Origin of the sequence: Jeongeupia wiesaeckerbachi (genome assembly GCF_050916355.1) — a bacterium.
Classification (GTDB): domain Bacteria; phylum Pseudomonadota; class Gammaproteobacteria; order Burkholderiales; family Chitinibacteraceae; genus Jeongeupia; species Jeongeupia wiesaeckerbachi.
In genome coordinates this window covers 2942036-2966280 of record NZ_CP136946.1, presented here as the reverse complement: position 1 = coordinate 2966280, position 24245 = coordinate 2942036, and the positions used below count along the sequence as shown (strand labels likewise).

24 protein-coding genes are annotated in these 24245 nt (G+C 60.9%); 9 read left to right on the top strand and 15 right to left on the bottom strand.

The features are described from left to right. Positions 1-49 precede the first annotated feature (49 nt). From R0382_RS14485 to R0382_RS14455, 7 genes are all read left to right on the top strand, one after another. Complete coding sequence (locus R0382_RS14485; RefSeq protein ID WP_432720469.1) at positions 50-673, top strand: Smr/MutS family protein; 624 nt, start codon at positions 50-52, stop codon at positions 671-673. A 119-nt stretch (positions 674-792) separates the two neighbouring features. Beyond that, positions 793-2478 (top strand): phospholipid carrier-dependent glycosyltransferase, encoded by a 1686-nt coding sequence (locus tag R0382_RS14480; RefSeq protein WP_432720467.1) that lies wholly within the window; start codon positions 793-795, stop codon positions 2476-2478. Positions 2479-2486: 8 nt separating this feature from the next. Continuing rightward, positions 2487-3611, top strand: coding sequence for a DegT/DnrJ/EryC1/StrS family aminotransferase (locus R0382_RS14475; RefSeq protein ID WP_432720465.1), 1125 nt, complete (start codon positions 2487-2489; stop codon positions 3609-3611). 83 nt (positions 3612-3694) lie between these two features. After that, positions 3695-4639 carry a glycosyltransferase gene (locus R0382_RS14470; RefSeq protein WP_432720463.1) on the top strand — a complete coding sequence of 315 codons (945 nt, stop codon included), beginning with the start codon at positions 3695-3697 and terminating at the stop codon, positions 4637-4639. Continuing rightward, the gene (locus R0382_RS14465; RefSeq protein WP_432720461.1) at positions 4636-5553 is read left to right on the top strand and encodes a formyltransferase; all 918 of its coding nucleotides are present in this window, start codon (positions 4636-4638) and stop codon (positions 5551-5553) included. The genes R0382_RS14470 and R0382_RS14465 overlap by 4 nt, the downstream gene beginning before the upstream one ends. Before the next feature lie 30 nt (positions 5554-5583). After that, positions 5584-6627: a bifunctional UDP-4-keto-pentose/UDP-xylose synthase gene (locus R0382_RS14460; protein WP_432720459.1), complete on the top strand. Its 1044-nt coding sequence runs from the start codon at positions 5584-5586 to the stop codon at positions 6625-6627. A gap of 120 nt (positions 6628-6747) precedes the next feature. After that, complete coding sequence (locus R0382_RS14455) at positions 6748-8544, top strand: GGDEF domain-containing protein (protein WP_432720457.1); 1797 nt, start codon at positions 6748-6750, stop codon at positions 8542-8544. A gap of 43 nt (positions 8545-8587) precedes the next feature. On the opposite strand, the gene rfaE1 is transcribed toward R0382_RS14455, so the two are convergent. The 14 genes from rfaE1 to pgsA form a co-directional block, all read right to left on the bottom strand. After that, positions 8588-9550 carry a D-glycero-beta-D-manno-heptose-7-phosphate kinase gene (gene rfaE1, locus R0382_RS14450; RefSeq protein ID WP_432720455.1) on the bottom strand — a complete coding sequence of 321 codons (963 nt, stop codon included), beginning with the start codon at positions 9548-9550 and terminating at the stop codon, positions 8588-8590. Next, positions 9547-10863, bottom strand: a complete 1317-nt coding sequence (locus R0382_RS14445) for a UDP-glucose dehydrogenase family protein (protein WP_432720453.1) — start codon at positions 10861-10863, stop codon at positions 9547-9549. The genes rfaE1 and R0382_RS14445 overlap by 4 nt, the downstream gene beginning before the upstream one ends. Next, complete coding sequence (gene pyrF, locus R0382_RS14440; protein ID WP_432720451.1) at positions 10860-11555, bottom strand: orotidine-5'-phosphate decarboxylase; 696 nt, start codon at positions 11553-11555, stop codon at positions 10860-10862. Before pyrF ends, R0382_RS14445 begins: the two co-directional genes overlap by 4 nt. A gap of 17 nt (positions 11556-11572) precedes the next feature. Continuing rightward, on the bottom strand, positions 11573-12745 hold the full coding sequence (gene lapB / locus R0382_RS14435) for a lipopolysaccharide assembly protein LapB (RefSeq protein WP_432720449.1): 1173 nt from the start codon (positions 12743-12745) through the stop codon (positions 11573-11575). Positions 12746-12769: 24 nt separating this feature from the next. Then, positions 12770-13072, bottom strand: a complete 303-nt coding sequence (locus R0382_RS14430; RefSeq protein ID WP_432720447.1) for a LapA family protein — start codon at positions 13070-13072, stop codon at positions 12770-12772. A gap of 126 nt (positions 13073-13198) precedes the next feature. Continuing rightward, the gene (locus R0382_RS14425) at positions 13199-13483 is read right to left on the bottom strand and encodes an integration host factor subunit beta (RefSeq protein WP_070525962.1); all 285 of its coding nucleotides are present in this window, start codon (positions 13481-13483) and stop codon (positions 13199-13201) included. A gap of 16 nt (positions 13484-13499) precedes the next feature. Next, positions 13500-15173, bottom strand: coding sequence for a 30S ribosomal protein S1 (gene rpsA / locus R0382_RS14420; protein ID WP_432724175.1), 1674 nt, complete (start codon positions 15171-15173; stop codon positions 13500-13502). Between the two features lie 199 nt (positions 15174-15372). Further along, positions 15373-16038 (bottom strand): (d)CMP kinase, encoded by a 666-nt coding sequence (gene cmk, locus R0382_RS14415; protein WP_432720445.1) that lies wholly within the window; start codon positions 16036-16038, stop codon positions 15373-15375. A gap of 59 nt (positions 16039-16097) precedes the next feature. After that, complete coding sequence (locus tag R0382_RS14410) at positions 16098-17108, bottom strand: aldo/keto reductase (protein WP_432720443.1); 1011 nt, start codon at positions 17106-17108, stop codon at positions 16098-16100. Between the two features lie 47 nt (positions 17109-17155). Further along, on the bottom strand, positions 17156-18031 hold the full coding sequence (locus R0382_RS14405) for a prephenate dehydrogenase (RefSeq protein WP_432720441.1): 876 nt from the start codon (positions 18029-18031) through the stop codon (positions 17156-17158). A gap of 132 nt (positions 18032-18163) precedes the next feature. Further along, a complete protein-coding gene (locus R0382_RS14400; RefSeq protein ID WP_432720440.1) occupies positions 18164-18847 on the bottom strand; it encodes a DUF4377 domain-containing protein in 684 nt (227 codons plus the stop codon). 23 nt (positions 18848-18870) lie between these two features. Further along, positions 18871-19887 (bottom strand): 3-deoxy-7-phosphoheptulonate synthase, encoded by a 1017-nt coding sequence (gene aroF / locus R0382_RS14395; protein WP_432720438.1) that lies wholly within the window; start codon positions 19885-19887, stop codon positions 18871-18873. 94 nt (positions 19888-19981) lie between these two features. Further along, positions 19982-21160: an MFS transporter gene (locus R0382_RS14390; protein WP_432720436.1), complete on the bottom strand. Its 1179-nt coding sequence runs from the start codon at positions 21158-21160 to the stop codon at positions 19982-19984. Continuing rightward, the gene (gene pgsA, locus R0382_RS14385; RefSeq protein ID WP_432720433.1) at positions 21150-21719 is read right to left on the bottom strand and encodes a CDP-diacylglycerol--glycerol-3-phosphate 3-phosphatidyltransferase; all 570 of its coding nucleotides are present in this window, start codon (positions 21717-21719) and stop codon (positions 21150-21152) included. Before pgsA ends, R0382_RS14390 begins: the two co-directional genes overlap by 11 nt. 198 nt (positions 21720-21917) lie before the next feature. Between pgsA and R0382_RS14380 the strand changes: the two genes are divergently transcribed. Next, complete coding sequence (locus R0382_RS14380) at positions 21918-22376, top strand: DUF4442 domain-containing protein (protein ID WP_432720431.1); 459 nt, start codon at positions 21918-21920, stop codon at positions 22374-22376. Between the two features lie 113 nt (positions 22377-22489). Here R0382_RS14380 and R0382_RS14375 read toward each other — a convergent pair whose 3' ends face one another. After that, on the bottom strand, positions 22490-23497 hold the full coding sequence (locus tag R0382_RS14375) for a TPM domain-containing protein (protein ID WP_432720430.1): 1008 nt from the start codon (positions 23495-23497) through the stop codon (positions 22490-22492). A gap of 196 nt (positions 23498-23693) precedes the next feature. Here R0382_RS14375 and R0382_RS14370 point away from each other — a divergent pair, with 196 nt between their 5' ends. Beyond that, positions 23694-24242, top strand: coding sequence for a DUF1415 domain-containing protein (locus R0382_RS14370; RefSeq protein WP_432720428.1), 549 nt, complete (start codon positions 23694-23696; stop codon positions 24240-24242). Positions 24243-24245 lie beyond the last annotated feature (3 nt).

Here is a 24245-nt window from a genome sequence, read left to right as displayed (position 1 = left end):
CGGCAAAATGCGTCCTCCACGCCTTTAACGGCGAGCCGCCACCGTTCCCATGGACAGCCACATCCGTCGCCAACTCAAGCAGCTCAAGCAATCACTGCAGACCCGCGCCCAAGCGGTGCCGGTGCGCGCACCCTCGCCACCGCCGCAAGACGACCACACGCTGTTCATGAACGCAGCGCGAGGCAGTACGCCGTTACGACAAGCCGCACGCCACCCTCACCCCAGCTCGCCCCCCAGTCCCTGGCCACAACGCCAGCACGCCGAACTCGCGGTCCACACCGAATCCATGAGCGACTTCTGGCCATGGGATGAACTGGCCGCCGGCGAAGAGCTGCTCTATCTGCGGCCCGGCCAGAAACTGGACACATTGAAAAAACTACGTCGCGGCCATTGGCTGGTTCAGGCCGAACTCGACCTGCACGGTTACGCCAGCGAGGCGGCTCGGCAGCAGGTCGCCGAGTTCCTGCACGCAGCGCAGCAGGCGCGCCGCCGCTGCATACGCATCATCCACGGCAAGGGTTTGAGCTCGAAAAACGCTGAGCCGGTGCTGAAGCTCAAGCTGCGCAACTGGCTGGTCCAGCGCGACGAGGTGCTGGCATTCAGCCAGGCCAGGCCGGCCGACGGCGGCAGTGGCGCGGTACTGGTGCTACTGAAGTCAAAGCGCAACCGCTGACTTCAAGCTCGCTTAACTGGCCGGGCATAGAGTTTTCATTTATCGTGTCGGCGCCGCATCTTTTGACAGAAAGATGACAGCCTGAAGACAAATCAAAACGCCTTTTACCGGACTCTTGCATGACCGATTTCGCCAACAAGCGCTGGCCCAAATGGCTGCTCCTCGTTTCATTTGCCGTGCTGTGGTTCAGCACGCTGGGCTACCGCAAGCTGATCTCGCCCGACGAGGGCCGCTACGCCGAGATCGGCCGGGAAATGCTGGCGAGCGGCGACTGGCTGACGCCGCGACTCAACGGCATCAAGTATTTCGAAAAGCCCATCCTGCAATACTGGGCCACCGCGACGAATTTCAAACTCTTCGGCGAAACCGAATTCGCCGCGCGCCTTTGGCCGGGGCTGACCGGCTTCATCGCCGTGATCGCGCTGTACTTCACGGCCAAGCGCCTGTTTCGCCGCAAACCGGACGCCGAGACGCGGGCGATTGGCGCCGCAACCATTCTGGCCAGCAGCCTGTGGTGGATCGGAAACGGTCACTTCCTGACGCTCGACATGGGCGTATCGAGCTTTCTGGCGATCGCCCTGTTTGCCTTCGTCTGGGCGCAACAGGACGACACCACACCACACGAGAATCGCAACGCAATGCTTGTCGCTTGGGGGGCGATTGCGCTGGCGATCATGTCCAAGGGGCTGATCGGCCTGGTCTTTCCGGGCGGCACGCTGCTGATCTATTCGCTGTGGACCCGAGACTGGAAACCGTGGACGCGGATGCACTTCGTCAAGGGCATCGCCTTGCTGCTGCTGATTTCGGCACCTTGGTTCGTGATGGTGTCGCGCGCCAACCCCGAGTTCGCCCACTTCTTCTTCATCCACGAGCATTTTCAGCGTTTTGCCACCGATCAGGCACGCCGTGACGGCGCCTGGTACTACTTCGTTCCGGTCCTGATCGCCGGCATGCTGCCGTGGGCCGCCCTGCTGCCGCAGATATTCCGCACCGGCTGGGCCAGCAACAACGCCCAGCGCTTTCAGACACAACGCTTTCTGTTTGTCTGGGCCGTGCTGATTTTCGCATTCTTCTCCAAATCGCACTCCAAACTGCCGTCTTACATCCTGCCTATGTTTCCGGCGCTGGCACTGCTGGCCGGCTTCGTACTCACCGATCTGCGGCGCCGCAGCTGGCTGTGGCTCAGCGGCACGATGCTGGCACTCGGCGTAGTGCTGATGGTGGCAGCGCCCTTCATCGCTGCTAAGGGCAGCGACAAAACGCCGCAGATCTACAACGCCGCGTTTTCGCACTGGGTCCTCGTCGGCGGCATCGCCATTACCGTGCTCGCCGCGCTGGCGCTATGGAGCGCGCTGCGCCGCCGCTTCGACCTGACGCTGATCGCACTCGCCGCTACCGGATTGATAGGCGCGCAGATTCCGATGCTCGGTCACAACGAATTCGCCGAGACCAACTCGAGCTATCACCTGATCGAGGCGATCAAACCGCAGCTCAAGCCCGGAAGCACCGTCTACATGTACCGTTACTATGATCAGACGGTACCGTTCTACCTGAAGCGCCCGGTACAACTGGTTGAATACGAAGACGAATTCACCCTCGGCCAGCAGCAGGAGCCGGACAAGAAAATGAACGACGAAGACTTCCTGCGGCACTGGCATAACGACCCAGCACCGGTTGCCATCACCAATCCGGACCGCTTCCGTGAATTGCAGCAACAGGGGCTGGCCATGCAGATCATCGCCAGCGACCCGCGCCGCATCGTGATTACGCGCCCCGCTTCTGCATCGACCCAAGCGTCGAACTAGGACAAGCCATGGAATTCCTACCCTTCACACGCCCGAGCATCGACGAAGACACCATCGCCGATGTCGCCCAGGTGCTGCGCTCCGGCTGGATCACCAGCGGCCCCAAGGTGGCTGCGCTTGAAGCCGCGCTGTCCGACTACTTCGGTGGTCGACCGGTTCGCGTCGTTACCTCGGCAACCGGTGCCATGGAGATCGCGCTGCGACTGATCGGCCTGCAGCCAGGAGACGAGATCATCACCACGGCAATGACCTGGGTCGCCACCAGCAACGTCATCATCAACGCCGGCGGCAAGCCGGTGTTTGTCGACATCGACCCGGTCACGCGCAATATCGATCTCAATCTGATCGAAGCCGCGATCACGCCGCGCACGCGTGCGATTCTGCCGGTCGATCTGGCCGGCCTGCCGGTCGATCGCGACCGCCTCTACGCCCTTGCTGACAAGTACAAGCTGCGCGTGATCGAGGACGCGGCCCAATCGCAGGGCGCGACCTGGGACGGCAAGCGCATCGGCAGCTTCGGCGATCTGTGTTCGGTCTCCTTCCATCCGAACAAGAACATGACGACGATCGAGGGCGGCGCACTGGTGATGAACACACCAGAAGAAGCGCGGCTGTTCGAAAAATGGCGCCTGCAGGGCGTCACCCGGCTCCCCGATGGCACGATGGATGTCGACCTGCCCGGCGGCAAATACAACCTCACCGACGTCGCGGCTGCGGTCGGCCTCGGCCAGTTGAAACGACTCGACGCCTTCAACAAACGCCGCCGCGAACTGGCCGATCGCTACTTCGCCAAGATCGACCGCTCGCTCGGCCTCGCGCTGCCCGTCGAATCGGCACAGAGCAACTGGCACATGTTCCAGGTGCTGCTGCCGCTTGAACGGATAAACATCAATCGCGGCGAATTCATCGCCCGAATGAAGGACCTGGGCGTCGGCGTCGGCGTCCATTACCCGGCGCTGCACCTGTTCAGCTATTACCGTGGCCTCGGCTACACCGAAGGCATGTACCCGCACACCGAGCGAGTGGGTGCCAGCACGATCAGCCTGCCGCTGTTCCCGGCGATGATCGAATCGGACGTCGACCGCGTTTGCGATGCGCTTCGCACCGTGCTGACCGCAGCCTTGAGCGACTGACGGCGATGACTTCATCGCCGCTTAAGTCTTCGGACGCATCATCGGTTTCCATGATGCACGCCCACACCACCGAACTTGCCGCCATGACCGAACCCACCGTTTCCGTGGTCATCCCGGTGTACAACGAGGAAGACGGCCTTGCCGCGCTGTTCGACCGCCTTTACCCGGCGCTCGACGCACTCGGCAAGTCGTACGAAATCCTGTTCATCAACGACGGCAGCCGTGACCGGTCGCCGGCCCTGCTGGCCGAGCAATTCCACAAGCGCCCGGACGTGACCCGGGTCATTCTGTTCAACGGCAATTTCGGCCAGCATCGCGCAATTCTGGCCGGCTTCGAACACGCTCGCGGCCAGCAGATCGTTACGCTCGACGCCGACCTGCAAAATCCGCCCGAAGACATCAAGACGCTGCTTGATGAAATGGACAAGGGCCATGATTACGTCGGCTCGATCCGTCGCCAGCGCAACGACTCGGTCTGGCGCCACGTTGCCAGCCGGGCAATGAACCGGCTGCGCGAGAAACTCACCAAAATCAAGATGACCGACCAGGGCTGCATGCTGCGCGCCTACAGCCGCCGGATCATCGACACGATCAATATGTGCAACGAGATGCACACTTTTATTCCGGCGCTGGCGTTCTCGTTCGCGCAGCACCCGACCGAAGTCGTCGTCGGCCATGAAGAGCGCTTTGCCGGCGAATCGAAGTATTCGCTCTACAGCCTGATCCGACTCAACTTCGACCTGATGACCGGCTTCTCGATCGTCCCCTTGCAGATGTTCTCGATGCTCGGCATGGTGATCTCGACGCTGTCGGGCTTTCTGGTGCTTTACCTCGTTGGCCGCCGCATCGTGGTCGGCCCCGAGGAAGGCGGACTGTTCACGCTGTTCGCGATTGCCTTTCTGCTGATCGGCATCGCGCTGTTCGGCATCGGTCTCTTGGGCGAGTACATCGGCCGCATTTACCACGAAGTTCGCCAGCGGCCGCGCTACCTGATTGCCGGCATCCTCGAAAAGCGGGCCGGCGAATGACGCGCGCCGTTGTATTCGCCTATCACGACGTCGGTGTCCGCAGCCTCAAGGTCCTGCTGGCCCACGGCGTCCGGCTCGAACTGGTCGTCACCCACGAAGACAACCCGGACGAGAACATCTGGTTCGGCTCGGTCGCGCAGCTATGCCGCGACTACGACATTCCCTGCATTGCGCCGGCCGATCCGAACGTTGGCGAGGTCGAAGCGCGCATTGCCGCGCTGGCGCCGGATTTCGTGTTCTCGTTCTATTACCGCCACATGCTGAAGGCGCCGATTCTCGCCGCACCGAGTCGTGGCGCCTTCAATCTGCACGGCTCGCTGCTGCCGAAGTACCGCGGTCGCGTACCGGTGAACTGGGCGATCATTCACGGCGAAACGGAAACCGGCGTCAGCTTGCACGTGATGAACATCAAGCCGGACAACGGCGCGATCGTCGATCAGGTCGCCGTACCCATCCTGCCGGACGACACCGCCCGTGACGTTTTTGCCAAAGTCACGGTCGCCGGCGAGCTGTGCCTGAATCGCGCGCTACCGCAGTTGATCGCCGGCACGGCAACGCTCACCTCGCAGGACCTGCGCCTTGGTGCTTATTTCGGCGGTCGCAAGATGGAGGACGGTCGCATCGACTGGACGCAATCGGCGACGCAGCTACACAACCTGGTCCGTGCGGTAACACATCCCTATCCCGGCGCATTCAGCGACACGCCGCTAGGCCGGCTGACGCTGTGGCGCACGCGCTGCGTCACCGACGCCCCCGCCATCCCGAGCACCCGATCGGCCACACTCTGGGCGGCATCCGGGCGACTCTGGCTGCGCATGGCCGACGGCAGCCTGTTGCGCATCCTCGACGCCGAACTGAACGACGCACCGCTAGCGCCAGCAGTACTCAACGCTCCGCTTGTATTCGACCTCTGATTCGCCCACATCCCTCCATAGGCAAAGAACATGAAAAAAGTCCTCATCCTCGGCGTCAACGGTTTCATCGGCCACCACCTGACCAAGCGCATTCTCGAGACGACCGACTGGGAAGTGTTCGGCATGGACATGCACGTCGGCAAGGTCGGCGAATTCCTCGATCATCCGCGCTTCAACTTCTTCGAGGGCGACATCACCATCAATCAGGAATGGATCGAGTATCACGTCAAGAAGTGCGACGTCGTCCTGCCGCTGGTTGCCATCGCCACGCCAGCCACGTACGTGCAGGCGCCGCTGCGCGTCTTCGAACTCGACTTCGAAGCCAACCTGCCAATCATCAAATGGTGCGTGAAATACAAGAAGCGTGTGGTGTTCCCGTCGACGTCCGAAGTCTACGGCATGTGCAAGGACGAGGAGTTCGACCCGGAGAACTCCGAACTGGTCTACGGCCCGATCAATAAGCCGCGCTGGATTTACGCCTGCTCGAAGCAGCTGATGGACCGCGTCATCGCCGCCTACGGCCAGCAGGAAGGCCTCGACTACACGCTGTTCCGCCCGTTCAACTGGATCGGTGCCGGTCTCGACAGCATCCACACGCCGAAAGAAGGCTCGAGCCGCGTCATCACGCAGTTCCTGGGCCACATCGTTCGTGGCGAGACGATCAAGCTGGTCGATGGCGGCAATCAGAAGCGTGCGTTCACCTATATCGATGACGGCATCAGCGCGCTGATGAAGATCATCGACAACAAGGACGGCAAGGCCTCGGGGCAGATCTACAACATCGGCAACCCGGTCAACAACTACTCGGTGCGCGAGCTGGCGACGATGATGATCGACCTCGCCAGGCAGTATCCGGAATACGCCGAAGGCGTCGCCAAGGTGCAGGTCGTCGAGACCACGTCGGGCGAGTACTACGGCAAGGGCTACCAGGACGTGCAAAACCGCGTCCCCAAGATTGACAACACCAGACACGATCTCGACTGGTCACCGACGGTCGGCATGGCCGATGCGCTCAAGGGCATCTTCGACGCCTACAAGGATCAGGTTGCCGAAGCACGCGCACTGATCAACTGATCCGCATCACCGCCTTTCGCAACACCGGAAAACCGGAAGCACCGCTTCCGGTTTTTTGCCGTCTGAATGCCCGCTCGCCCGTATAATCCAGAGCGCACTCTGCGCACGAAACGGACCACTATGCCCGCCCCGACGAATCCGACCGACATTGCCAGAGAAACACTCAGGCAGCTGATGCTGCGCCGGATTCCGCCGACGCCGGACCACTACGCAGAAATCTACGACGGCATCGCTGAAACCCCGGAAGACGAGCGCGTTCCGCCGCTGATGCGGGAGATCGACCGGGCCTTGCACGCACTACCACGCCAGGGCCAGGAGTTCCTGCGCTTGATCAAGCAGATGCGCCAATCGGCGCGCCTTGGTGAATGGCAGGACATTCCGCCGCAAGTCATACGCGCGATCGAATTGCAGGGCGGCCAGGCCAATCTGGCGCTACCGTGGGCCGACCTGGTTCGCGAGCTTGTTCGGCTTTGGGACATGCGCAATCCGCTGTACACGCCGACCCGCAAGCAGGAAACGCTCGAGCGGGTGCTGATCCACTTCAGCAACGAACCCGACCAGCTCAACGAAAAGCTGGCCGCGCTGCTGCAAGCATGGAACGAGACCAGTGGCGAATCGGCCGACTCGATCAGCCTGGCCCCCATCGGTGAAGACAGCCTGCTGAGCGACACGGTGATCGAGTCCGGCGACGGCGCTTGGCGGGATTGGCGTGAAGCGGTAACGCAGGCGCTCGAGCTCGGCGTCCTTCCGCCACTGCTCGCCCACGACCCGGAACTGGCCGATGAGGTTCGCCACATCAGCAACGAGGCCCGCGCGCTGAGCAGCGAGCACGATCTGCAAAAATGGCTGCCCCGACTGAAGAAACTCTGGCTCAGAATCGAGCTGCAGGGCCAGCAGGACCGGCGACTGGCCGACGGGCTGCTCAGCCTGCTGCGACTGCTCACCGACAATATGAGCGAGCTGCTGGTCGACGACAGCTGGCTGCAGGGCCAGGTAGCGGTGGTGCAGGAAATCATGGCTCGCCCGCTCAATATGCGACTGATCTACGACGCCGAGGCCGGCCTCAAGGAAGTGATCTACAAGCAAAGCCTGCTCAAGCACAATCTGCACGATGCGCAGAGTACGCTGAAAAGCATGGCGACCACCTTCCTCGACCGGCTTGGCTCACTGTCGGCCAGCACCGAGCAATATCAGGAGCGGATACGCCAGTACGCCGAAAAAATCCAGACGGCCAACAACCCTGCCAGCCTCAAATTCGTGCTCGACGACATCATGCACGACACGCGCACGCTGCAACTGGACGTGTTGCGCTCGCGCGATGAACTGGTCACCGCCCGGCAAGAAGCCGATTTTGCACAGCAACGGGTGATGCAGCTGGAGCGCGAATTGCGCGAAGTCAGCGAAAAAGTCCGCGAGGACCAGCTGACCGGCGCCTTGAATCGCCGCGGGCTGGAAGACGCCTACGAGGTCGAACTCTCGCGCATGGCACGTCAGCACGCCACGATGGCGCTGGCGCTGCTCGATATCGACAACTTCAAGAAACTGAATGACCAGATGGGTCACGCCGCCGGCGACAGCGCACTGGTGCATCTGGTGCAGGTCATTCGTGATCTGTTGCGCCCCACCGATGTGGTGGCGCGCTACGGCGGTGAAGAGTTCGTTCTGCTGCTCCCGGATACCGAGCTCGACGACGCGATCCAGATACTGCAACGGCTGCAGCGAGAGCTGACGCGGCGATTCTTCATGCACAACAACGACAAGCTACTGATCACCTTCAGCGCTGGCGTGACGATTGTCGCCCCGAACGAGCACCGCGCACACGCGATCGAGCGCGCCGATCACGCTATGTACCGCGCCAAACTGCTGGGCAAGAACCGCGTTGAGGCCGAGCTTTCAGGCAACGGCACAACGGGATAAAAAAAGCGGCCTCAGGCCGCTTTTTTTTTGGTCGCTCGGTCTATTAAACCGACTCAGCAAAAACCTCATCCTGCAAAACGGTCGCCGTCCCAAGCTTGGCCACGACAATGCCGGCCGCGTGGTTGGACCAGCTCATTGCTTCGGGCAGCTGCAAGCCGGCCGCCAGCATCAAACCCAGCGTTGCAATCACCGTATCGCCAGCACCGGACACATCGAACACTTCCCGCGCCAAAGTCGGCTGATGCACGACGCCATTGCTGCGGAACAGCGTCATGCCCTCTTCGCTGCGGGTCACCAGCAACGCCTCGAGATCGAGCTGCTTGCGCAGATCCTGCGCCTTAGCGGTCAGATCGGCTTCATCGCGCCAGTCCCCGGCCACTTGACGGAACTCGCTGCGGTTCGGCGTCAACAACGTGGCGCCGCGATAGCGCGAGTAATCATCACCCTTCGGGTCAACCAGCACCGGTTTGCCCGCCGCCCGCGCTGCGGCAATCATCTCGTAAACGTGGCGCAAACCGCCCTTGCCATAGTCCGACAGAATCACGACGTCGGTGTCTGCTAGCATGCGCCGGAAGTCGTCAAGCTTGGCCGCCAGTATTTCGTGACTTGGCTTTTCTTCGAAATCGATCCGCAGCAACTGCTGCTGCCTCGCCAGTACCCGCAGCTTCACCGTCGTGGCAATTTCCGGATCACGGTAGAGCGATGTCTTGACGCCGTCATCCTGCAACAGCTTTTCCAGACTACGTCCCGCCTCGTCATCACCGACGACGGCCAGCAAGGTCGCCTGGCCGCCGAGCGACGCGATATTGCGTGCAACATTGGCAGCGCCACCCGCACGCTCGTCGGTCTTGCGGATCCGCGCCACGGGAACCGGCGCCTCGGGCGAGATGCGCTCGACGTCGCCGAACCAGTAACGGTCGAGCATCACATCGCCGACCACCATGACCCGCGCACCGGCGATCGCCGCTTTCAAGGCGGCAACGGATTGACCAGTCGGCAACATCATTTGCGCCCGATCGCGTCGTACTCGAGCCCCTGCGCGCGCACCGCGGCCGGCTCGTACAGATTGCGGCCGTCAATGATCAGCGGGGTTTTCAGTGCCAGCTTGATCGCATCGAAATCCGGCGCGCGGAACTGCTTCCACTCGGTCACGATCAACAGCGCGTCGGCACCGCCGAGCGCATCCATCGGGTTCTCGGCGTAATCGATACGGTCGCCGATCACCCGGTGTGCCTCATGATTGGCAACCGGGTCGAAACCGCATACCGTTGCGCCGCGGGCCAGCAAGCCATCGATCAACGTCAGGCTCGGTGCTTCGCGCATATCGTCGGTCCCCGGCTTGAACGCCAGACCCCACACCGCAAAACGTCGGCCGCTGAGGTCGTCACCGAAGCGCGCGACAACCTTATCGATCAGGCGCTGTTTTTGCGCTTCATTGGCTTCTTCAACGGCGGCGAGCACGCGTAGCGGCACGCCATTTTCCTCGCCGGTTTTCTGCAGTGCCTTGACGTCCTTGGGGAAGCACGAACCACCGTAGCCGCAGCCCGAGTACAGAAAACTGTAGCCGATGCGCGGGTCGGAGCCGATGCCGCGGCGTACCAGTTCGATATCGGCGCCAAGCACTTCGGCCAGATTGGCCAGCTCGTTCATGAAGGAAATCCGCGTCGCCAGCATGGCGTTGGCCGCGTACTTGGTCAGTTCGGCCGAGCGGATGTCCATCACCAAGGTGCGATCGTGGTTGCGCTGGAACGGATGGTACAGCGCACGCATGGTGTGAATGGCCTGATCGTCCTCGGCGCCGATGACGATACGGTCGGGACGCATGAAATCCTCGACGGCGGCACCTTCTTTCAGGAACTCCGGGTTCGATACCACGCTGAAGTCGAGCGACAGACCGCGCTTGGCCACCTCGTCGGCAATCGCCGCCTTGACCTTCTCGGCGGTGCCGACCGGCACGGTCGATTTGTCGACCACGACTTTATAGTCGGTCATTCGTTGGCCGATGTTGCGCGCGGCGGCAACGACATACTGCAGGTCGGCGGAGCCGTCCTCGTCCGGCGGCGTGCCGACGGCGATGAACTGTACGGTGCCATGCGCAACCGAGCGGTCGATGTCGGTCGTGAAGTGCAGCCGTCCTGCTGCCACATTGCGGGCGACCACTTCGTCGAGGCCCGGCTCGTAGATCGGCAAAATGCCTTGATGCAGCTTGTCGATCTTGGCCTTGTCCAGATCCAGGCACAGCACGTCGTTGCCCACCTCTGCGAGGCAAGCCCCGGTCACCAGACCGACATAACCCGTTCCGACTACGGTAATTTTCATAGCAGTTCCAACGATTGATTGATTCGGTCCAGCGTCGCAACGGGGTCGGCGCTTTGTGTGATCGGGCGACCGATCACCAGATAATCACTGCCGGCGCGCAAGGCCGCATCCGGCGTCATGATGCGATGTTGATCGTCTGCGCTTGCATCGACCGGGCGGATGCCCGGCGTCACCAGCTTGAATGCGGGGCCGCATGCGCTACGCAGCAAGCTCGCTTCCTGCGCCGAGCAGACCACGCCATCGAGGCCGCAATCCCGCGTCAATCGGGCAAGACGCTCGACCTGCGTCGCAGGCTCGGGCAGACCCAATTCGGCCAATTGGACTTCGTCCATGCTGGTCAGCACGGTCACGGCGATCAGCAGCGGACGTTGCGGCAGCGCCTCGAGCGCTTCGCGCGTCGTCTCCATCATCTTGCGCCCACCCGAAGCGTGCACATTGACCATCCACACACCCAGCTTCGCTGCAGCCTTGCAGGCCTGGGCAACGGTATGCGGAATGTCGTGGAATTTCAGATCAAGGAAAACGTCGAAACCCTTTGCGACCAAGGCCTCGACCAGTTGCGGTCCGGCGGTGGTAAAGAGTTCCTTGCCCACTTTCAGCCTGCACTGGCGCGGCGAAACGCGATCGGCAAATGCCAGGGCTGCGGCTGCGTCGGCAAAATCAAGCGCGACGATAACTTTCGGGTCGTTCATGGTTCAAATCCGGAGAATCAGGCACTGGCTTTCTTGCGACCGCGCACCGGTGGATAGGTTTCCCACTCGTTGCAGGCCGGGCAATGCCAGAAATACTGTTTGGTCTTGAAGCCGCAGTGGCGGCAGTAATACATCGACTGGTCCCGGGTCACATCGTTCAGCAGGCGAACGATGACTTCGAGCTCGGCTTTCTGATCGTCCGGCGCAACCAGCAAATGCGCCTCGAGCACCTTGCGCAGACCCGGCATCGTCGGGTGTTCACGCATCCGCTCGCGGACGAACTCATACGCAGCGTCCACGCCATGCAGCGACATCAGCCGCTCATAGGCGAGATCCATCACGTCCAGTTCGGGATAGTGCTTCAGCAGCCGCAGCAGCAGCGTCGTTCCTTCATCGCCACGCGCCGATGCATCGTAGGCGGCCATCAGCTGACGCATCGCCAGGGCTAGCGCGTGCGGCTCCTGCGACTCGAGCGCCAGCCACTCATCGATCGCCGCGGCGTAATTCTGCTCGGCAAAAGCCATTTCGCCACGCAACAAGCGGGCTCGGCTGCATTGGCGGTGAGTTTCCAGTGCCTGCGCCAGATAGGCGCGGGCCTCGTCCTTTTTCGAGCGCGTCAGCGACTGCTCGGCCAGCTCGCAATAGAACTGGGCAATTTCATGCTGATAGCTGTGGCTGTCGTCACGCAATTGCTGCGCGGTTTCAATGGCCTTCTTCCAGGCCTTTTCCAGCTCATACATTCCCAGCAACTCGGTGCGGGCCTGACGGGCATAGTCACTGTGCTGCAGCTCGTTCAGCAGTGCCTCGGCGCGATCGAACAGGCCGGCCTTCATGAAATCCTGCGCCAGCTCGAATTGCGCAGACTGTCGCTGCGCCTCGGTCAGCTCCCGGCGTTCGAGCAGCTTCTGGTGCATATTGATGGCGCGCTCAAGCTCGCCGCGGCGGCGAAACAGATGCCCGAGCGAGAATTGCAACTCGATGGTTTCCGCATGGTGCTTGGCGATATCGACATACACCTCGACCGCGCGATTGGTTTCGCCATTCAGTAAATGGTTCAACCCCTTGAAATACGCCGCTGGCAGCGAGCGGGTCTCGGAAAGGACGTGTTTGATATCGACGCGCGCAGCCAACCAGCCCAATCCGAAGAAAATCGGAAAAGCGATCAGCCACCAGTATTGGGATTCGAGCATGGAGAAAGCCTGTCAGGCCAAAATTCAGAGAGCGTCTCGCGGCGGCTGCAATGCAGCGTCGACGGTGACGACTTCGGACGCAGCGCGGGTGCGCACTTCCTTGCGCAGGCTAACCAGCTCGCGACGCAGGCGAACCACTTTCCCCAGCACGGCCAGAATGCCGAATACCGTACCCAGCACAAAGGCAATCAGCAGTAGCAAGGCCAACGGCGCTTGCCAGACATAACCGAGGAAGAAATTGAGCGTTACCGGCTCGGCGTTATGCATGGCAAAGCCGAACAGCACGACAAACAACAGGAACTTGATCAGCCAGAACAGGTAGCGCATCCACATGTCCGTAACAATGAATTGACCTCGCATTGTAGCCGATTACACCGGAGTCAGCGCGGGCGGCCGCATGCAAAAAAATGACGACACCCGTAGGTGTCGTCATTTATGCCGCAGGCAAACAAATTACATCAGCTCGTCAACGCGCTCACGCAATTCCTTGCCGGCCTTGAAGTGGGGAACAAACTTTTCCGGCACCTCAACTTTGCTGCCGGATTTCGGATTGCGCCCCACGCGCGGCGGTCGGTAGTTGAGGTCAAAGCTGCCGAAGCCCCGGATCTCGATGCGCTGGCCTTGAGCAAGGCTCTTGGCCATGGCATCGAGAATGGTCTTGACGGCCAACTCAGCATCCTTCGCAACAAGCTGCGGATAGCGCTCGGCGAGCTTTGCGATGAGTTCGGACTTGGTCATGCCGCCTCAAGCCTCCTTACTCTTGCGAGCCGGACAGCTTGGCCTTCAGCAGCGCGCCGAGGTTGGTCGTGCCGGCCGATGCGTCGGACGACAGTTGGCTCATCGCAGTCTTCTCATCGCCCATGTCCTTGGACTTGATCGACAGGTTGATCGAGCGGTTCTTGCGATCAACGTTGATGATCATGGCTTCGACTTCATCACCTTCCTTCAGGACGGTGCGGATGTCTTCAACACGGTCACGCGACACTTCGGTAGCGCGCAGATAGCCTTCAACTTCGTCGGTCAGACCAATGACAGCGCCCTTGGCGTCAAGCGACTTGACGGTGCCGCGAACGATGGTGCCCTTGTCGCTGGTCGACACGTAGTTGTTGAACGGATCGCCTTCGAGCTGCTTGATGCCGAGGCTGATGCGTTCCTTGTCGATATCGATCGACAGGACCACGGCTTCGACTTCGTCGCCCTTCTTGAAGTTGCGAACGGCTTCTTCGCCAGTGGCGTGCCACGACAGATCCGACAGGTGAACCAGGCCATCGATGCCGCCCGGCAGACCAACGAACACACCGAAGTCGGTGATCGACTTGATCGCGCCCTGCAGCTTGTCGCCCTTCTTGAAGTTCTGACCGAACTCGTCCCACGGGTTGGCCATGCACTGCTTCATGCCCAGCGAGATACGACGCTTTTCTTCGTCGATGTCGAGGATCATGACTTCGACTTCGTCGCCCAGCGAAACAACCTTCGACGGGTGAACGTTCTTGTTGGTCCAATCCATTTCGGACACGTGCACCAGACCTTCGATGCCTTGTTCGATTTCAACGAATGCACCGTAGTCGGTCAGGTTGGTGACCTTGCCGAACAGGCGGGTGCCCGACGGGTAGCGGCGCGACAGGCCAACCCACGGATCTTCGCCGAGCTGCTTGAGACCCAGCGAGACGCGGTTCTTCTCTTGGTCGAACTTGAGGACCTTGGCTTCGATTTCGTCGCCAACAGCCAGCACTTCCGACGGGTGCTTGACACGACGCCAAGCCAGGTCGGTGATGTGCAGCAGGCCGTCGATACCGCCGAGGTCGACGAATGCGCCGTAGTCGGTGATGTTCTTGACGATACCCTTGATGACCGCGCCTTCGCGCAGGGTTTCCATGAGCTTTTGACGCTCTTCACCCAGCGACTCTTCGAGCACGGCGCGACGCGACACAACGACGTTGTTGCGCTTGCGGTCGAGCTTGATGACCTTGAACTCGATCGACTTGCCTTCGTACGGGGTGGTGTCCTTGACCGGACGGATGTCGACGAGCGAACCCGGCAGGAAGGCGCGCAGGCCATTGACCATGACGGTCAGACCGCCCTTGACCTTGCCCGAGATGACGCCGGTCATCACGAGACCCTTCTCGAGGGTATCTTCCAGCTCGATCCACGCAGCCAGGCGCTTGGCCTTTTCGCGCGAGAGCTTGGTTTCACCGTAGCCGTTCTCGAGGCTGTCGATCGCGACCGGGACGAAGTCACCAATCTGGACGTCGAGCTCGCCTGCGTCGTTCTTGAATTCTTCAACCGGAATCAGCGACTCCGACTTGAGGCCGGCATTGACGGTGACGAAGTTGTGGTCGATACCAACGACTTCGGCGGTGATGACTTCACCAGAGCGCATTTCCTGATTTTGAAGGCTTTCTTCAAACAGGGCGGCAAAGCTCTCCATCGAGCCAAAAGCAGTTTCTGTAGTCATTGAGTAAAATATTCCAAACCTCTCTACTGACGCAGAGAGCGGGGGGTTCGTTGAACTTCACCGACACCACCTTGCGCGGTGCCGATACCTTGCATCAAAAAATACCATTGCCCGGCTGAGACCTACGCCACAACCGGGACAAGGGGCATTTTATTGAATTCTCTTTTTCAGTTCAAGCGCTTAGCGCATCTTTCCACCAGCGCAATACCTGTTCGACCGCTTCGTCGATACCCATGCACGTGGTGTCTAGCAACAATGCATCGGGCCATTGCTGCAACGGCGCGACCGTACGCGCGCGGTCGCGTGCATCCCGGGATTCAAGATCGGCGGTGATTGCAGCCAGATTCGCCCGCTCACCGCTGGCGCTCAATTGCTTGTAGCGGCGCTCGGCACGCGCCTGCGCCGATGCAGTCAAAAATACCTTCAACCGGGCGTCGGGAAATACCACTGACCCCATGTCCCGCCCATCGGCAACCAGGCCGGGCATCTCGGCAAACGCGTGCTGCCGCGCCAGCAACGCCGTCCGTACCGCCGGCAAAGCCGCAACGATCGACGCACCGATACCGACCGATTCGCTACGAATCGCCTCGGTCACATTACCGCCTTCCAGCAAAATCGCCGCGCCGTCGAACACCACGTCCAGATCACCCGCCAGCTGAGCGATGGCCAGCTCATCACGCCAGAGCAGCCCTCGCCGCTCGGCCGCCAGTGCGGTCAGCCGGTACAGCGCGCCGGAATCGAGGTAGTGAAATCCGAGCGCCGCGGCGACGCGCTGCGCTACAGTGCCTTTACCCGAAGCGGAAGGACCGTCGATGGTAATGACGGGAACGAAAGCCATGCAAAACTCCAATCAGAAAACCGGCGGGCATTGCCGCCGGGGTTACAACATGCAGCGGATCAGGCGCCGAGGATCGCTTCGATCCTCGACAGCTCGTCGGCGCTGAAATCCAGCCGCTCGACTGCGCCGACATTTTCGACGATCTGTTCGACCCGGCTGGCGCCGATGATGACCGACGTCACCGTTTGCAGCGCCCAGGCCAGCGCCATTTGCGCCAGACTCTGTCCGCGCTCGGCGGCAATCTCGTTCAGCGCCCTGACTTGCGCCAGACGCGCCTCGACCTTGTCGGCCGTCAAGAAGGGATTGTCTTCGGCTGCCGCACGCGAATCGGTAGGAATTCCGCCCAGGTAGCGGCTCGTCAACACGCCCTGCGCCAAAGGACAGAACGCGATCGAACCGATGCCTTCGTCGGCAAGCACCTTGGTCAGCGCCGGCGCAGTGGCGTGTGCCGGCCGCTCGATCCAGCGATCGAACATCGAATACGACGGCTGGTGAATCAGGCAAGGCGTACCCAGTTGCTTGAGGATGCGCGCAGCCTCAAGCGTCTGTTCGGCCGAGTACGAAGAAATGCCGACGTACAGCGCCTTGCCCTGACGAACGATCGCATCGAGGGCACCCATCGTTTCCTCAAGCGGCGTATCGGGATCGGGACGATGCGAATAGAAAACGTCGACATAGTCGAGCCCCATGCGCTTGAGACTCTGATCCAGACTGGCGACCAGATACTTGCGGCTACCAAGGTCGCCGTACGGGCCATCCCACATTTGCCAGCCGGCCTTGGTAGAAACGATCAACTCGTCACGATGCGTCCGCAGGCCATCGGCGAGAACGCGACCGAAGGTTTCTTCGGCCGATCCCGGAGGCGGGCCATAGTTGTTGGCGAGGTCGAAATGGGTAATCCCCAGGTCGAACGCCTTGTGGATCATGGCCTTGCTGGCCTCGAACGCCTTGTTGCCGCCAAAGTTGTGCCACATGCCCAGCGACACCGCCGGCAGCAGCAGACCACTGCGGCCGCAGCGCCGGTAAGGCATGCGACCATCGTAGCGGGCAACATCCGGTACATAACTCATGCTCTTCTCCTGGCGTCGGTGCGACGTCGTCGCACGCATTGAACGGATTACTTGCGGGCTCGCCCGCCCCACTCGGTTCGCGCCTTGCTGGCGCGATCGATAAAGACTTTCAGTGCATCGGCATCGCCAGCGTCAACCAACCCGATCAGTTGCTGCAAGGCGTCGACATTGGCACGCAGATCAGCCAGCACCGCACCGCGGTTGGCCATTGCAATGTCGCTCCACATGTCCGGGTGCGAGCCGGCAATGCGGGTGAAATCCCGAAACCCCGTTGCGGCAAAATCCAGACAACCAGCGACATCGGGCTTGTCGAGTAAGGCATTCATATACGCAAACGACAACAGATGCGGCACATGGCTAACCGCGGCGAAAATGCCGTCGTGCTCGGCCGGCGTCATCTCGAACACGTCGGCACCACAGGCCTGCCACAAGTCGCGAGTCCGCCCGACCGCACCGGCAATCGTCTCCGGGAGCGGTGTCAGCACTACCCGGCGCCCTTCGAACAAACCGTACTGGGCCGCGGCGGCGCCGGACAGCTCTGAACCCGCGATCGGATGCCCCGGTACGCAATGCGACAGATGCCCGGCGAGGTGCTCGCGATACAGCGCGGCGACATCCTGCTTGGTTGAACCGCCGTCGGTCACGATGCAATCGTCGGGCAAGGCCGGCGCAATCTCGGCCATCAAGCGCCCCATCTGCCCGACCGGCGTCGCCAGTAGCACCAGATCGGCACCTTCGACCGCCTCTACCGCAACGTGCGATGCACTGTCGATCACGTTCAGATCGAGCGCACGCGACAGATTCGCGGCATTTCTGCCGACGCCGACCACGTGCTGCACCAAGCGGGCACGCTTGAGCGCCAGCGCGAACGAACCACCGATCAGGCCGGTGCCCAGCAGAACCAGTTTGCGAACAGGAGTCATCGGATCATCGCCCCGCCCTGCGGCAGGGATAAAAATGGAAAAGCCGCCGCCAGACCAGGCGGCGGCAGCATAGACGGCCGGCATTACCCTCGAAAACCGGGGCAACACCGGCATTCTAACGAGATTGCACGATCAACGACGGGTTTCCAGCGTTTCGATCAGGATGAGTTTGCGATTCGGCGCATCCGCCGGCGGATTGTCGACGCGCTCCTCGCGAACCTTGACGACGTAACCGACGCCCGGCTGCGGCTCGAAGCCCTCAATGCCGAAATACATCAGTTGCCAGTCCGCCGCACCCGGCTCGCGCACCTGCAGACATTCCATTTTGCCGACACCGCTGCAGGTTTTACGCTCGGGTGAAATTTCCAGCACACGCTCGACCGCGGCCGGTGCCGCCGCATCCGCGCGCACCAACGAAATCAGATTGCCGGCGTCATTGCTGAAAATCAGTTTGCCATCAGCCAGCGAGAACGACTTGGCGCCGTTGAGCACCTGATGCATCGCGTGCTCGTTGGTTGCCGTCTCATTCTGGATGCAGGCCATCAAGGTCGATGCCAGCGGGCCGATCTTCAGCGGCTGCACGCCGTACTGGATCTGCCCCATGAAGCGATTGCAACCGGCAAAACCGCTGATGTGGCTGCCGTCGATCTTCACCGTCAGCTTGCCATCATCGCCGAAGCGCTGGACGCTGCCGTCGTACACCAGACGCTCGACGCGATAATCGCCGTCGAGCATCGACCGCGCCTGCGCGCCACTCATCACCGACAAAGCCAGTGCACCGACCAGCAAACCACTACGAAACAGGTTTTTCTGCATTATTTTGTCCTTTTGGGGATGACTTAGATCGTACGGCCGACCGCATTGGCAATGGCGCCCAGCGTGACCATCAAGGCCTTCAGTTCATCAGGCGTCAGCGCCTGGTCGGCGTCGCACCATGCATCGCACGGGTTCGGGTGCATTTCGACCAGCAGGCCGTCGGCACCTGCCGCGACCGCCGCCTGCGCCAGCGCCGGCACCATCCACGCCTTGCCGCCGGCGTGGCTCGGATCGACGATCACCGGCAGGTGCGTTTCTCGCTTGAGGACCGGAATCGCCGTCACGTCGAGGACGTTGCGATAGGCGGTCTCGAAGGTGCGGATGCCACGCTCGCAAAAAATGATGTTGTGGTTGCCGCCGGCGGCGATGTACTCGGCAGCCATCAGCCACTCGTTCACCGTCGCCGACAGGCCGCGCTTGAGGATGATCGGCTTGTTGACGCGGCCGACTTCCTTGAGCAGATCGAAGTTCTGCATATTGCGCGCGCCGATCTGGATCACGTCGACGTCGTACTCCATGAAGGTATCGAGCATCCGCACATCCATCAGCTCGGTCACGATCGGCAGGTTGTGCCGTCCGGCCGCCTGCTGAAAGTACTCCAGCCCCTCGATACCCAAGCCCTGGAAGGCATACGGGCTGGTACGCGGCTTGAAGGCGCCGCCGCGCATCATCCGGCAACCGGCCGCCGCGACTGCGTCGGCGGAGATATTCATCTGATCCTGGGTTTCGATCGAACACGGCCCGGAGATTACCTGGATCTGCTCGCCGCCGATCGGGATGCCGCGCACCTTGATCACCGATCCCTGCGGATGCGAATCGCGCGAGACGATCTTGTACTGCTTGGTGACGCGCGTTACACGCTCGACGCCGGCCATGATTTCGAAATGCCCCGGATTGATCCGGTCTTCGTCGCCGATAGCGCCGATGATGACCAGTTCGGAGCCACGCGATACGTGCTCCTGCAGGCCGGCTTTACGGATCTCGTCAACGACGGCGCTGATTTCGGCGTCGGACGCATGGTGCTGCATCACAATGATCATTGCTGCTTGTCCAGTTAGGTCAACCTGCGTTTACGCTAGCAGGCGAATAGGCTGAACATCGTCGCAATACTCCGGCCGGACGACAACCGTCATTTTACCGCGCTGTCATGGCGAACTTCCCCTGACTGAGCAGGCCGAATGCGCACAGGATGCCGCCGATCGCGGACACACCTGCGGCCAGGGCAAACACGGTGGCGCCGGAAAAATCGGCCCAGAGAAAGCCTGCAAGCACCCCACCCAGACTGCCGCCTATCCCGAACGACGCCGCGATGTACAAGGCTTGCCCCTTGGCCGCATGGGCGCCGGCAAAGTGCCGATGCAAATACCCCATGGCAACGGCGTGATGACAGGCGAAGGTAAACGCGTGGCCAAGCTGCGCCAGCAACAGCAGCGGCAAGCTGTGTGCCCCAAGCGCAATCAGCAGGAAGCGTCCGGTCGCGATGACAAAATCACCGACAAACAGCGCCTTGGGGGAGAAGCGGCGATTGAGCAACGGCATGGCCAGAAACAGCCCCACCTCGGCCAAGACCCCAACGGTCCACAACCAGCCGATCGTGCTTTGCGTCAGACCGTGCTCGGCAAGATGGATCGAATAAAAGCTGTAGTACGGGCCATGAGCCAGCGACATCAGGAAGCAGCCGGCGAAGAACACCCTGACTTCACGCCGGCGCAGGATTTCGCCAAAACCAGCCGATACCTGAACCACGGCGGCGCGCGCTGGCGACTCGGGCAAGCGCCAGCAGTACACCGCCAAGCCCGCCATTGTGCCAACCACCGCCAGCGGAAAGACCTTCGCCCCGCTCGATTCGATCCAGTAACCGGCGCCCAACGAGGCAACGATGAAACCGATCGAACCCCACACCCGCAGCCGCGCGTAACGGCCACTGTCACCGGCCAGCCGGTCGATCGCCAGCGACTCGACCAGGGGGAGCGCAGCGCTCCAGAAAAAACTGGCGAACAGCACGGCCAGAAACATCGGCCAGAAGGTGTCGACGACGAGGAGCGACAGAAAACCGGCCAGCCCGGCCGCACCCGCCAAGCGCAGGATCGCCCGGCGTCGGCCACTACGGTCGGCAAGCCAGCCCCAGATCGCCGGCGCGTAGATGCGATTGACCTGCGTCAGCGACGTCAGAATACCGATTTGCCACGCCGGCAGCGCCAGTGCGGCGAGATAGAGCCCCCAGTACGGCGAAAACAGGCCGTTGAAGGCGAAATAGCAGAAATAGAAGCCGCCGATAACGGCAACGCCGCCAGTCGGCGACTCAGCCTTCACGGAATTGCTGGGCGGCAACACGCAGGTAGTAGAACATCGACACGATGGTCAGCACGCCGGCGATGTAGAGCGCGATCGTGCCGATCAGCTCGGTCGGTACGCCCGGCAGCAGCGGGCCGTACCAAAGCAGGAACAGGATGGCGACCATCTGTGCTGCGGTCTTGAACTTGCCGATCGTCGCCACGGCAACGCTCTTGGTCTTGCCCAGCTGCGCCATCCATTCGCGCAACGCCGAAATCGTGATCTCGCGACCGATGATGATGACCGCCAGCCACGCCGGCGCCCGGCCGATTTCGACCAGCAGAATCAAGGCTGCGGCAACCATCAGCTTGTCGGCAACCGGATCGAGGAAGGCGCCGAAGCTCGATGTCTGGTTCCAGCGCCGGGCCAGATAACCATCGAACCAGTCGGTCAGCGCCGCGACGGCGAAGATGACCGCGCCGACCTCGTTCTTCATCGGCATGCTGACCAGTACGTCGGGCAGGTAGAACAGGCCGACGAACACGGGAATCAGCGCAACGCGCAACCAGGTAAGCATGATGGGCAGATTCAGGGGCATCGGTGCAGCGTCGGCAAGGCGGGAAAGACCGCATTCTAGCCGTTTGCCGCGGTTGCGCGAAACACGCAATCGACCCCCGCTTGAAACACCCCTGCCACCGAGGACCGCCATTCAGCAAACAGCCCCGTCGGTAGCGGCCGGCATTGACAACAAAACGATCGTTTGAGACTTTGATTCCCACATCAACCGAGGGCCATCATGAAAGCCAGCACCCTGCGCCGCCTGATCAACTGGTGGCCCCCGTTTCTGCTGACCGGCATCCACGCCACACATATCTCCGCCGACTTCCATGAGGTCGACGTCGAGCTGCGCCTGCGCTGGTACAACCGCAATTATGTCGGCACCCACTTCGGCGGCAGCCTGTTTGCAATGACCGACGCCTGGTACATGCTGATGCTGTTGCATGTACTCGGCCGTGATTATTACGTCTGGGACCAGAGCGCCAGCATCGATTTCCTCGCGCCCGGTCGGGGCGTCGTCACCGCGCGCTTCCGGCTCGACCGGGCCACGCTCGACGACATCCGCACGCGGACCGATGGCGGCGAAAAATACCTGCCGCGATTCCAGGTTGACATTCTCGACGCCAAGGGCGAAACCGTCGCCCGGGTCCGCAAGACACTGTATGTTCGCAAAAAACCCAAAATGCGCAATGCCTAGCCAAAACCTCGGCTAAAAATTCGGCCATTGTCAAACAGAATCAACAACAATCCTGCAGCGCGGGCCACATCCTGGACGTAGGACAGGCATTCAGCTAATCACTGCGCCATTCCCTACCAACTCCCGGAAGCCCCGCCTCCATCGTCATTTCCGGAACCAGACGAGCCCCCGCTAAAGCCCCCGCCGGAATACCCTCCCTCGCTGCGAGATGATTGACCGGAAGAGGCATTGGAAGAGGCATTTGAAGCGCCTCTTGAGCGGCCACTGAATGCGGCCAGCAAAGCAATCAGGGCGAGCGGCAACACCATCAGAATGACACCGTACTTGATGAGCTGCGATCGCTTTTCCGGGTCTTTCTCTACAATCCCGAGAATCACCAATGCAAACCCCAATCCAAAGCACAGCCCTATCATCCAGACGATCGGGTTGCGCCAGAGCGACTCGGTTGATACGGGGGTACTATCCGGGGTCGAATCCGGCTGCAACGAAACGGCGTGATCGGGGTCTGGCTGCACAACATCAACACTGGGTTGACTACTGTCTGGCTCACTCTCACTGAGTTCCTCCCCTGAGGGCGAGAAACGCGCAGGATCCGCCTCCGGGCCAAACTTTGCCATGACGCCCAATGCCTCAACCCCTTGGGCAATGCCGCCTCCAAAGTCTTTTTCACGAAAAGCAGGTAATATTTTTTCGTCGATAATCGCTTGGGCAGCGCTATCCCAATTGTGGCGCCAATCATTACCCAACTGAATACTCACCATGCGATCACCTTTGCTCACCAACAACAATATCCCTGCATTTTTATGATTCGTTCGCTCGGTCCCGATCTCCCACTTGTTAAACCACAAGCGCGAAAAATGGTGAACATCTTTTCCGCCATAGCCATAGTCGCGCATGCGATTGATCGTTACGATAACAATTGGCGTTGATTTCGTTTCAAATGCCTCACGCTGCACTGCCGTGATACTTTGCTCCGCTGCCCCGCCGTTCTTTAAAAGGTGCGCATAATCGCGAAGAAAATACCCCTTGCCATTGACGCCTCCGACAGGAATGTTGATAGCCTGGGCCACACTCATGACCAGCATGAAAGCAAATGCGACAACCATGCGAAGCACGCTCATCAACCAACCCTTCCCAATCAGAAATTGACATAAAAATTCTACCACAAGTAAGAATAAACACGTACAAAGCCGATGCAAGCGCACCAAGCAACACCATCGGACGCCAAAACAAACAAGAACCCTAAACTTCTTACGGCTTGGAGAATCGAGGCAGGAAGCGCAAAATTCAGGCTCGACGACTTATGCAGATCATCTGATGGACCAGCGACACGTAATTCAAGCAACTCGTCATTGGCTAGAGAAAGCGGTAATCGGACTGAATCTCTGCCCCTTTGCCAAAGCCGTCTACATCAAGGAGCAGGTTCGCTATGTCGTCAGCGAAGCGCGGCATCTCGACGGCTTCCTCGATGAACTCGATCGCGAGCTCGATTTGCTGGCCGCCGCCGATCCGGCACTGATCGATACGACACTGCTGATCCATCCGACGCTGCTGGACGACTTCCTCGATTTCAACGACGTCGTCGGCATTGCCGAGGAAGCCGTCGGTGAACACGATCTCGACGGCATCTTGCAGATCGCCAGCTTCCACCCACGCTTTCAGTTCGCCGGGACCGAGCCGGACGACATCAGCAACTACACCAATCGCGCGCCCTACCCGACGCTGCACTTGCTGCGCGAGGACAGCATCGCCCGGGCCACCGCTGCCTTCCCCGACGCATCGGTGATCTTCGAGCGCAATATCGCCACACTGGAACAACTCGGCCATGCCGGCTGGGATGCACTGAATATCGGACCCAAAACCTGAAGC